At 40.2% G+C, this 12,161-nt stretch carries 9 protein-coding genes; 6 read left to right on the forward strand and 3 right to left on the reverse strand.

All coding sequences use genetic code 11. From position 1 onward, the window contains the following. Positions 1-12: 12 nt before the first annotated feature. The 6 genes from HUW48_RS19820 (at position 13) to HUW48_RS19845 (ending at position 5,542) form a co-directional block, all read left to right on the forward strand. On the forward strand, positions 13-264 hold the full coding sequence (locus HUW48_RS19820) for a hypothetical protein (protein WP_182412592.1): 252 nt from the start codon (positions 13-15) through the stop codon (positions 262-264). 234 nt (positions 265-498) lie between these two features. Next, entirely contained in the window at positions 499-3,870 is a 3,372-nt protein-coding gene (locus HUW48_RS19825; protein WP_182412593.1) for a hypothetical protein, read from the forward strand. A gap of 4 nt (positions 3,871-3,874) precedes the next feature. Beyond that, positions 3,875-4,252: a hypothetical protein gene (locus HUW48_RS19830; RefSeq protein ID WP_182412594.1), complete on the forward strand. Its 378-nt coding sequence runs from the start codon at positions 3,875-3,877 to the stop codon at positions 4,250-4,252. Positions 4,253-4,285: 33 nt separating this feature from the next. Then, positions 4,286-4,759, forward strand: coding sequence for a terminase small subunit (locus HUW48_RS19835; RefSeq protein ID WP_182412595.1), 474 nt, complete (start codon positions 4,286-4,288; stop codon positions 4,757-4,759). Positions 4,760-4,788: 29 nt separating this feature from the next. Beyond that, positions 4,789-5,097, forward strand: a complete 309-nt coding sequence (locus tag HUW48_RS19840; RefSeq protein WP_182412596.1) for a hypothetical protein — start codon at positions 4,789-4,791, stop codon at positions 5,095-5,097. A 28-nt stretch (positions 5,098-5,125) separates the two neighbouring features. Beyond that, entirely contained in the window at positions 5,126-5,542 is a 417-nt protein-coding gene (locus HUW48_RS19845) for a terminase small subunit (protein ID WP_182412597.1), read from the forward strand. Positions 5,543-5,764: 222 nt separating this feature from the next. On the opposite strand, the gene HUW48_RS19850 is transcribed toward HUW48_RS19845, so the two are convergent. The 3 genes from HUW48_RS19850 to HUW48_RS19860 all read right to left on the reverse strand — a co-directional run bounded on the left by HUW48_RS19850 (position 5,765) and on the right by HUW48_RS19860 (position 11,262). Beyond that, entirely contained in the window at positions 5,765-6,502 is a 738-nt protein-coding gene (locus HUW48_RS19850; protein WP_182412598.1) for a T9SS type A sorting domain-containing protein, read from the reverse strand. Between the two features lie 239 nt (positions 6,503-6,741). Further along, on the reverse strand, positions 6,742-10,677 hold the full coding sequence (locus tag HUW48_RS19855; RefSeq protein ID WP_182412599.1) for an RHS repeat protein: 3,936 nt from the start codon (positions 10,675-10,677) through the stop codon (positions 6,742-6,744). A gap of 12 nt (positions 10,678-10,689) precedes the next feature. Beyond that, positions 10,690-11,262 (reverse strand): hypothetical protein, encoded by a 573-nt coding sequence (locus HUW48_RS19860; protein ID WP_182412600.1) that lies wholly within the window; start codon positions 11,260-11,262, stop codon positions 10,690-10,692. Between the last annotated feature and the right edge of the window lie 899 nt (positions 11,263-12,161).

Genomic DNA, 12,161 nt, shown 5'->3' on the forward strand with positions numbered 1-12,161 from the left:
AATAAAAATAAAATGAAAATTGTAACAAACAACCCTAAAGAGAATACCCTTGATACTATTTCACTTATAAGTGAAAAATGCTGTCCTACTCTTAATGGTAAAGACTTAAACCTAACCCTTACTCCACTTGAAACTGATATTCTAGTAGATGCGCTGTTCTTTTATCAATCAGCTATGCACATTGAGTTAACTGGTGAGCAGATCACCCGTTTAGAAAGCATCTATAAAAAAATCGGGATAGAAACAGAATATAAAATCTGCTAAACAAATTGTACTTTGAAGAGTAATATACAACTCCTTTCCGTTCGAATAAAGTTACTCTAAAGATTGATTCTTAAGAATTTGGCTAAAAATTACCTTATTCCAATATGTAAATCAGCATAATTTACGTATATTTATTAAAGTTTATCGCTCCTCTCTACCCTATCTATTCTCATTTATTTTATTTTTTGTCTTACTAAGCACTACTCATAAGCTGTGCTGATAAATTGAATAATTGTGGGAAAAGTAACGACCGATTGGATACTCGACACCGGTAAATCACAGGCTAATCTTAGTGAATTAGCCCGTAGTTTAGATGCCTATAATACCACGCTGCAAAAGTCGGGGGATTTAGGCCGTGACCTGTTCCGCGACAGTGTGAAATCTACTCGCGACTTCAACCAGGAACTCGCGCAAGGCACCCGTATCTTCCAGAAAATAGAAACCAGCGCCCAAGCCTTTGAAACCGAGCTAAAAGGGGTCAACAAAGCCTTAGTGGATGCGGGGAAAGCCCAAAAAGGATTAACGGCGGAAGCTAAATACGATAAAATCCAGCAGGAAGCCGCCAAGGTACGCAAGCAAATGCAGGATTTAGGCGATACGACCGAGCAAACCGGTAAGCAAGCCAGCGGGCTAGGCAGTATCTTTAAAGGTGCTCTAGCGGGTGCGGCCGCTTACTTCTCCATTGATGCCATTAAAGGCTTTCTCGGGGGAATAGTAGACACTACCGCCGAATTCCAGAAGTTTGATGCCGTTCTCACCAATACCTTAGGCTCTTCCTCCGTCGCGCAGACCGCCTTAAACACTATTAAGGACGTGGCCGCTACTACTCCTTTCTCAGTAGCGGAACTCACCGAATCTTTTGTTAAACTCGCTAACCAAGGGGTAGTTCTGGCGAAAGATGAAATCATTTCTTTAGGCGATTTAGCTTCTTCAACCGGCAAGAGCTTTGATCAACTGGCAGAAGCTGCGCTGGATGCCATGAACGGCGAGAACGAACGCTTAAAAGAGTTCGGTATCAAAGCACAGAAAAACGGCGAAACGACCATCTTTACCTTTAAAGGGGTACGTACCGAAGTAGAGAACAACGCCGAAGCTATTAATAAATATCTGATTTCTTTAGGCAAAGTAGACGGGGTGGCCGGTTCGATGGAAGCCATATCGGGCACCATTGGGGGGCAATTATCCAACTTAGGCGATACGATAGACGAATTATTCTTAACCATTGGTAATGCTACCTCGGACTTTATTTCGGGTGCTATTTCGGCCTTTGCTTCTTTCGTTAAAGGGGCTACGGCGGCGGTATTGGTGCTCAAAGAAATACCGAAATTCGTTAAGGATAATCAGGTTGCGTTCTACGCGTTAGGGGTAGCTATCCTCGCTTTAAACGCCGCCAATATTAAGGCCGCTGCTACTACCTTGTATCACGCGGCAGTAGAACGGGGCCGGGCCATTGCTACCCAGGCAACCGCCGTCGCCACACGGGTATTAAACGCCGCTTTAACCGCCAACCCGATTGGATTAGTCATTGCCGCGATTAGTTTACTGGTATCGGGCTTAGTGCTTTGGTACAATAAATCCGAGCAGGTACGGGCGGTCACGCAAGGTTTGTTTTCCGCTTTAAAAGCATTAGGTTCTATTGCTATTGATGTATTCAAGGCCATTGCCTTACCTACCCCGGCCAACATTGCCCAGGCTGCTGATTCACTCCGTAATTTTGGTTCCAAAGTATCCGGCGCCTATAACGAAGGCTATAACCGGCAGGCAGCCAAAGATAAAGCAGCCAATGATGCGGCAAAAAACAAAGAAATAGCCGATAAGCTAAAGAAAGAAAAAGAACAGGCCGAGTTTGAAGCCGCGCAAGCCGCCAAAGCTAAAGCGGCAGCCCAGGCCAAAGCCGATGAATTGCGCAAGAAAAAAGCCGATGAAGCTGCCAAAAAAGAAGCCGCTGAACGCAAGAAAGCCGCCGACGAGTTAAAGCGGGAACTGGAAAACCTCGAAAAAGAAACCAACCGAGCCCGCCTGGATATGCTGGATAAAAACAGCAAGGAATACCAACTGGAGCTTTACGCGCAGCGCACCAAAGAGATTGATATTATGGAGGACACCCTTAAACGGCTGGATAAAAAAGCCGGGGGGGATGGTAAACTGGATACCAAACAAATAGAACAAATCAACCTCCTAAGAGAGCAAGCTTTACGGGAGTTTCAGGAAAACGAATACAACGTAGAGCTCGACCACCGTAAGAAATTACTCGACCTGCAAAAAGATTCCGATGCGAAAGAACTAGCTCAAATAGAGCTCAAATACCAGGCGGAAATTGATCTGGCTCACATTGCCCACAACCGGCAATTAGCGGAGGCCTTAGAAGCCGCCAAACAACGAGAACTAGCCCAGGCTAAATTTCGGCAGGCTAGTAACAAATTGGACAAGGAAGAATCCCTGGCTACAGAAACAGCCATTGCCTACAAGGTTGATAACACACAAACGGATTCCATAAAATTAGAACGCGATAAACAGCAAGCCATTCTGGATGTGCAAATAGAGTACGCACAAAAAAGAATGAACTTACTGGAAACGGAGACTGGGGAAGAAACTGCCCTACGCCGTTTAGCTCTAGCCAATACGATAGAGGATTTAAAGAAATCTAAAGCAGATATTCAAAAAGAGCAAAAGCAGGCTGATTTTAATATTATGGCCTTGCTCGGGATTGATGAAGAGGACCGCGCCGCTGTGGAGGAAAGCTTAGGTATCATTGCTGGCTCTATTCAGGATTTTACCGCCAAACAACTAGAAGCCGCCAACGAAACTTTAGAAAAGCGCCGGGAAGAAGTGGAGGAAAAACAAGCGGCCTTAAACACTGAAATTGAACTGAATAAACAAGGCTTTGCCAGTAATGTAGAAACCCGTCGTAAAGAGTTAGAAGATGCCAAAGCCGCCCGCGCCCAAGCATTAAAAGAGCAGGAGAAAGCCCAAAAAAGACAGGCCCAAATTGATAGTTTATCTCAACTTAGTTCTTTGGCTACCGCCAGTGCCAATATTATTCAGGGGTGGAGTTCTTTACCCTTCGTTGGTCAGGTTATTGGGCTTGCCGCCGTTGCTGCTATGTTCGCCTCCTTTATAGCCTTGAAAGCTAAAGCCGGCAGTATTGCTAAAGCGGAGAAAGGATGGGATTATGTAGGAGGCAAAAGACACGCGCAAGGGGGCAATAAATACGTGTCTATGGATAGCCACAACGATATTTTAGAGATAGAGGAAGGGGAAAGAATAGTCAATAGAAAATCTAATCAAAAATACTGGCATTTATTAAATGCGATTAATGAAGATGACCAAAAGGAATTAGCTAATCTTTCTTTACAGTATTTATTGCAAGGAACCAACGTAGTTCCAGCTCCGGAAACGCCCAAAGAAGTAAACCGCCAATGGCAATCCTACCAGCAATCGAAAGAAACATCTAGCCAAGATTTATTATTAGAAGTCCGGCACTTACGCAAAGAAGTAAGCGACTTTAAAAAGCAAGCGGCCACCGTAAATAAGACTGACTACTTGCCTGATGGTACGAAGATTACCACTAAAGGAAATGTTACCCGAACTACCCATAAAGCCTAAACTTATGAAAATTCCATTTTTTCAGAATTTGTTCAGGGGCAAACGCCTGCTTCAACAACAAATAGAGGATCTTAAAAATGAGCTTCAGCAACAACAAACAGCTTATGAGCAGAAGTTAGCGGATACCCGGGAACAACACCTTTCTACTCTAATGAATATATCCCGCCAAGCTTTAAATCTTACCAAGCTAACAATTGATGTTCGGGACTTGGCAAAAGCAGGGAAGGATAAAGATTTAGCCAAGTGGGCCACCCAAAGCCATAATGAATGTTTAAATTTTGCTAATTCCATCCTAAACAAAGACATAAGAGCAGCTCTCAATAATCTGAACCCTTTAGCCGCCAGTCTCATGAACTTCATGGATAGCTTTAAGGAAGAATAAACCCAATTACAACCACTTAAAAACTGTAAACTGATGAATACTGAAAATACAACACTTACCGATAAGCAAGAACGCTTCTGCCAGGAATATTTAATTGATTTAAATGCTACCCAAGCTGCCATACGGGCTGGATATAGCAGAGAAACTGCTAATGAACAAGGCTCCCAGAACTTAGCAAAACTTAGTATTCACGCGCGTATAAGAGAGCTAAAATCTAACCGGGCGGAACAACTGCATTTAGATGCTTTCTGGGTATTAAAGCGCCTTATTGACATCTCTAACCGGGCCATGCAGGTTGAGCCGGTCCTTTGGTTTAATCCGGAAACTAAGCAAATGGAAGAAACGGGTGAATATCGCTTTGATTCTGCCGGCGCTGTTAAAGCTACGGAGTTAATCGGTAAACATATTGGCTTCTTTGAGGAACACAACAGCCAGAAAAAACCGGAAACTATCATTAAAAATACTTTCTCCTTAAAAAGACGGGCTCCCCTCCCAGTAAGAGAATAACTATCAAAGCTGTGATAAACCTGTGACAAATGGCAAACAATCCGAATCACTTAAATAACCTGAAACCCTTTAAAAAGGGAGTAGATGATCGCCGCAATGTTAGTGGTGAGAATAGAAAGATCCCTGCTATAGATGTACTGTTAGCAGAAGTCTTGGAAGATCCAATAAATGGGACAATATCTGCTAAAGCTATTCTATTAGCGTTAAGAGACAAAGCAATAAAAGGAGATGTAAGAGCAGCCGAGGTCCTATTAGAACGGGCTTATGGTAAAGCTTTGCAAAAAACGGATGTGAATCTAAAATTCGGGGTAGATTCTGAAGAAGAATACGTTGATTAAATATAATATCTACCATATAGAAGGCAAAATGATACAAGGTAATAATTGTAAAAGACGAACCAAACACGGACGGCCTCGCAGATTTATCACTCCTGAGGCTCTATGGCAGGCTGCTAGTGCGTACTTTGAATGGTGCGACATTAATCCACTTACCAAACCAGAATTGAATAGGTGGTATGGAAAACAGGACTGTATCTCCTTAATCAGGCCCTATACCCTTCGCGGATTTTGCCAATTTAATAAAATTGGTGTTAACTACTTAAAACAATTAAAAGCTAGTCTAGCGCCCCATGAACAGGAACTATATTTCACCATTATCCGCATTGAAAAAATAATATGGGTGCAGCAGTTTGAAGGGGCATGCGTGGGAGCTTTTAACCCGCTTATTATAGCCCGGTCCTTGGCTCTTAATAATAAGACTCAACAAGTAAATTTATTCTTCTAATAATTAAAAGGAAACACCTGATTCACATTGATATCATAAATGCAGACTAATGATTTTACTTGTGGAAGTAATCCTTTGAACTTAATTACTGCTGTATTTAGATATATTGGTATAATTTAAATTTTCTTTCGTAACTCCTTTTGATTAAAAATTAGAGTTACGAAAGAAAAAAGTTGTTTGATAAAGATTATTCTAAATTAACTAAGTTGTTTATTACAAACATTATTCTTTTATAAACCGGGCTTTGTAAACTACTTTACCCTGGCTATTTTCAATTTGGATAATGTAAATACCATTTTTTAATTGATTTACATTCAAACGCATATTATTAGGAGTGCTTGGTTTAGAAATGACCTTATTACCTTTTACATCATAAATTTGAATTACATCATTCTTGGAAATAACTTTCTCCGACGAATTTTTTAGATCAATGGTTAAAATAGATGTAACTGGATTGGGGTACATTTTAGCTCCTCCTTCAGAATTTAACAAAAGAGATTTACTTGGAATAAAAGTAGGACTATTAATTACTTGGCTTGGCTCACAGGTAAGAATATGAGCTTCTTGGTTGCCGCGCAGTGGGTAGCTTACAAAGGTTTTATCATCTATTACCTGCACAGCTTGTACCGTCCATTTGACAACTGTACCCGGTACTACTGGAATAGTTGCGGTACAATTTTGATTACTTGTACAGGCAATATTGTTGGCTGAATCAGTTTCAGTTTTCTCGTTAGAAAATGGATCTAAATAAGTTCCTTTTACAAGGTAGCTTTGATTACCACTACTGCCCTTCCATTTCACTGTAAGCGTAGTACATGTTACAGAAACTATATCCCCTGCTGCAGGTTTAGGTACAACTGGGCTTACAATTATTTGGCAGCATCCAGGACATTCACTTTGACCGGAAACTTTAAATACAATTAAAAGCCAGCTTAGGGCAAAAAATATTGTTGGTTTCATTGTGTTTAGCTTTAACAATTGAAATATATTATAAGGTTGAATATTTATCATTTTTGAAAAGATTATTGATATAATTAAATTACTGTATATGAAATAAAGGCATTATACCGAAGTCTCTTCCTTTATATTTAACAGATTAATATTTAAGCAGCTTTAGTAATTTCAAATACTAAGTCAGTTATTATTCTGTCTTTAAGTAGAAAGGACTTATTGTTGAATTAATTTATTCTAAACCTATTTTATCGACACTCCCCATTTTTTCGATTAGTTATTTTCCAAACAGGAGTTCCCATACGATTCAGTTCACAAGTCCACGTTTCAGTTACTATTCGCCTACCGCCTTTTGGTGGGCAACAATCTTCCATAGTGATTTTAGTAAATGTATCACTACTGACAGATTGATAAAACCCACATCTATCCCCTTCCTCTACATCAGGAGGTGGAGATAATGTTTTTAATCCAAAAGGGTCAACATTATTCAATGGATTATTCCCAACATACCTATATAGATTGTAATCACGTGCATCGAACCTAATTGGATCGAGTTGCAAGAACTTTCCTAATGAAGGTGAGTACATTCGATTGCGAAAATCATATAAGCCCAACTCTTGAGTTAATTCTCTTCCGGTAAACAGAAGGCGATTTTTATAAGCACTAGTGGCAAGAGTTATTTGAGTTGCATTTTTAATCGTGGGGCTTCCAAACACATCATAATTATACTTTTCTACTACATTACCAGAGAAATTTGTCAACTGAGTTACACTACCAAGAACATCCTGATGGTAAAAAATTGGCTCAATAGATGAAGCCCTCATTAAAATTTCGTCGAGTTCAGCTCCATTAAAATAAGAAAATACCTGGGCATCATTCTCATTTCTTTCTTCAATTAAGTTCCACTTATCATAATAAAGAAAAGTGATTGTAGTATTGATGGTACGTTTGACACAACGATTTCGCGGATCATAAGCAAAAGTAAAAGTAGTAGTTCCTTTTACTGCTTTCACTAATCGATTCTGCGAATCGTAAGAGTAAGTCCAGCCATTATGTACTGTTAAATTTTTGTTTTTGGAAAATGACAGAACATTATCAGCAACTTGGATATATTGATTCAAGTTATTGCTTTTATAATCAGTAGATGTATTATTTTCGGTTACCATGGTTCTATTACCCGTCATATCCCAAGCATAGTTTACCTCCCTGCTGGCATTAGTAGGTGTACCACCAGGGTTGGAAACATTATACTGCACCTTCGTTATTTGGTCCGTGGCATCATAAGCATACACATCCCCTTTGGCATTATCCCGCTGCACAAAAGTCCTGTTGCCTACTTTGTCATAACTATAGTCAAACCGTCCAAAAGATTTAGACTTCTGATGATCTAGGCTTAAAAGATGATTTGCCGCATCATATGTGTAATCCGTAAAGGTACCATTCTGCAATTTTTTTAGTATGCGATTACCATTTAAATCATAACTATAGGTTACCAAAGGTGCCTCCTCATTCCCGATGATTTTAATCTGGTTCCTACCGGTATAAGCATAACCCACTTCGGCACCTTCCGGGTAGGTAATGGTCTTAAGTAAACCATCTTGGTTATAGGTATAGCTTACTTTTTTAGCACTGCCCGCGCCAGCTACCTGTTGAGTTTCACTTATCCGTTCATTAGCCTCGTTATAGGTATAAGTTAAGGTACTTACACTGCTGCTTTCCGATAAAAGTCGGCCGGCCTTATCATAAGTGCGGGTAATGGCCGGGGTAATTTCACCGTTGTAAGGTGAGGTCCAAATAGATGCTATCTCGCGATTACGGCTATCATAAGTATACGAGCGTACCTGACCTGCCATAGTGGTATATTTAATTAAGTTTCCTAAAGCATCGTAAGTGTATCGTTCCGAGGTACCATCCGGGTAAGTCATTCGGGTTTGGCGGTTCAACTTGTCGTAAGTAAAATTATAGGTATTATTCTTCGGATCCGTTAGGGTAAGCATATTGCCCTCGGCATCATAAGTCATTTTGGTTAACTGTCCTTTCGGGTCAGTAGTACTCGTCACTCGGTTCAAAGCATCGTACGTGTAGCTATTAATGCCACCATCCGGCCTTATATCGGTTATCTTATTACCCACGGCATCATAGGTCCATTTGGTCTTATTTCCTAGCGGATCGGTAATAGCATTGCGGCGGTTTCTTGCGTCGTAGCTGATTGCCCACTGTTTTCCTTCCGGGTTAATGCGGGTAGTTAAATTGCCTACTACATCGTACTCATAAAAAGTAGTAGCCTCTTCCAACGTTCCAGCTCCTATTGTTTCCAGGGTTTTTTCCCACATTAAGTCGTATTCTACCTCAGTTTTTAAGCCGCTGGGTAAAACCCTTTGAGTAGGCTTATTATCCGTATGGGTACAACCGCAAATTCCACCCGGCAAATCGTAATAAATCTTGATTGTCCGACCGAGTGGATCGGTGCTGCTTTGAAGTCTCTTAAATTCATCAAAAACAGTTTTCCAGGTATGACCCAATTCATCTGTAGCCGAAGTGCGGCTCCCAAAAGAATCGTAGGCAAAAGAACGAGAACTGCCATCTGGGTACGTTATTTTGGTTTGTAGGCCCCGATCATTATCCCACTCTTGTTGAGATGTGTTTCCCCGGGCATCAGTTATAGAAGCTACTAAACCGGCACTATTATAGGTGTAACGGGTAATATTTCCTAAAGCATCGGTAAAGGAGATGCGCTGTCCTTTACTGTCATATTCATTTTTCTCAATTCCTCTATTCTTCCGAATATGAGTAAGCACCTGACCAAAGTTGTTGTAAGTAAACCGCTCATTTGCTCCATCCGGGTAATCAATACGGGTTACCCGATGGTGGAAATCCCGGGTATAGTTGGTTACCCGATCTAACTCATCGGTGTGGGTTAATACCAAATCCCATTCATCACGGGTCCACTTTTCCTTCGAACCATCCGGGTAGGTTATTTCTAAGGGACTGCCGTAAATAGTACGCTTATTGTAGGTGGTTACCCGGCCCAGTGCATCTTCTATTGTCTTAATAAAACCGGTTCCACCTTCATCATAAGTATATCGGGTGCGGCGCCCTAAGCCATCCCTAAATTCCTGCACTTTGCCCAAGGCTGCTATTTCGTAAGTATTTACCTTGCCATTAGGGAAGCAAACCTGTCTCTTTCCATCCTCCACAAGTAAGCTGGCCATTATCTCACCCGTTTTGCCGTTTCGTTCTTCCCGTATGTAACCAGCAGCAATGCTATCATTATAAACATAAATCATATTAGAAGCCGGCCCTTGATAGCGGGTATCAACGGCATGTTCCAACAAGGGAACACCAAATTGTTCGCTTTGCTTGTACGAATAAACAGCTTTTTCCCCGTTGCTGTAATCTACGCTGACTAAGCGTTCCCAACTGGAAACACCATCATTATACACATCGTAATTATATCTTACGCTACGCCCCTCATTTGTGGTTACTTGGGTAATTACCTGCTTATTATTTATTGTGCTATAGGTTATCTGCAAGTAACGGCCAGCCGGCTCAGTAACCCGGCTTAATAATCGGTCTTTATTATAGTGTAACTGGTAAAGATTACCCTGGCTATCTTTAATGTCCAATAACCGATAATAGTCAATTTTTGATGCCGTGGTGAATTGGCGAAAATGATATCTTTGACCATTCGCTTCCCGAAGGTAAAAATCATCCCCTTTTTGAAAAAGCTGTTTATCTACTCCATTAGCCGGATGCCACACATCTGCATTTTTATCTTTAACAAAGAGATTCCTTCCTCCTTCTGGGTAATGGATATACACTTGAGCTTGGCCATTTTCATTCGGTTTATCCATGTACATATCATACTGAAAGCTATAACGCCACATAGAAAAGCCTCCCCGTCCAATGCCTCCGCGGCTGTTGTAATTTCGCATCCAGGTTAATGGAATTTCGCCCACACTTCCCCATGCTTCTAAATCTTTCATTACACGGTGGACATTACCAGTATAAGGGTAGAATTTATTTCCTCCATCACAATTATTTTCACAGTCACAGGGGCAATCCAGACCACAATTATCATCATTACCACATTTGCCACCATAACCTGGAACAGGAATAGCACATATTATCATTAAGCTTAGTAAAAGCCCATAAAAAGCTTTTACAGAATGTATTGATTTCATAAGATTAACAGTTTAAAGTTTATTATGCGACATGGGTAATTTAGGGCCAACCCAAAGCTGTACTGTTTTAGTGTCACTACCTTTCTTTAAAAGCACTCGGTAAAGGCCCGGATCGGAGGTAACTTGCAATTCAAAAGTCATCTTTTTTTGAGTATCCAGTTGCGTAACTTTTACTTTCTTGCCATTGTCGAGAGTTCCTCCATCTAACATGATTATCGCCACCTTTTCACCTACTCTTCCTGCTGGGTAATTTAATTGCACGGGTACTTTCTGCTTGGGCTGAATACCGGAAACTTGGTCAAATAGCCCAAACTCATTGGCTTGTAGCTGGTATTTTTTTGAATCCACTTGTTTCGTTTTATTTTGCTGGGCTTTCTTAACGCCCGAATTGGATTTTGCATTTCCTGTTAGAGAAGGGTTGCTTATTTTTATTTCACAAAAGGCCTTCTCGCCACTTTGTACTTCGAAATCATCTATAGAATGCAAGTCCTGAGACTGCCCTGTATAAGAAAGAAGAAGGATAATAGCAGTTATATAAATTAAAGGCAGATGTAAACTATTAGGAACTAGTTTTCGATTTTTCATTTTGAGTAAACATTAGGGTAAAAAATAAGGTGAGCGTGCGTCAAACAAGTAGCTTTATTAACTGAATGGTCAATTTAAATCTCCTGCCTCGATCTTCTAATCCACAATCAGTACTGCTGAAAAGGCAATAAGATACTCGGACAATAATATGCCTTGATTTTGAGTACTTGAGGAAGTAATAAAACTTAATTGAAGGAAAAGCAAAATGCTTTAGGTCAGGAAACGCATCCTATATATTCCTACAAAAGTAATTCTGATAAAATAATGAACTTGAATAATAACTAAATCTGAATAAATAGGAGAGAATTGCAGGTGGTTCCTCCGTTTACACCCCTGAAAATAAAAATAACAGGGACAATGTGGGTTCATATCTTACTTAGTTGTTGGTGGCCTTATCCAACATTACATGGCAGCGTTTAAGGATGTGCTTGAATGAATAAACTAATAATGAAGCTTCATATAAATATACAACTAATAGCCAAATTGTTACCCCAAAATGGCTAGAATATTTTAAGATTTTTTTGTATCAGAGAAGCTAAATTATAGTATGCAGATTAATCCCTTAGTTAACCCGAAAAGGAGTAATTAAAAAATTAAAAGACCTGTTCCGTTCCCTTAGTACAAGGAAATATTAGGCGTACTGTTCAGAAGTTTATATTGCTGGATTGTAATAGGCTTTGTTGTGGACTATTAATTTACTAGCCTTGCTCCCAACGCGAGAAGGTAATTCTAATCCTGCAATTTAAAGAACAAGCAAAAAGGTCTTAATTATGGCTATGTGTTTTATTTAACAAGCAGATCTAAGGTTGATCTATATATTTTAGAATCACTTGCAGGTAACAGCAGGACCATCTAGGATAATATCTAGGAGTTTAGGGCAGAGGAATAGGGAATGGCAT

Source organism: Adhaeribacter radiodurans, assembly GCF_014075995.1.
GTDB lineage: Bacteria > Bacteroidota > Bacteroidia > Cytophagales > Hymenobacteraceae > Adhaeribacter > Adhaeribacter radiodurans.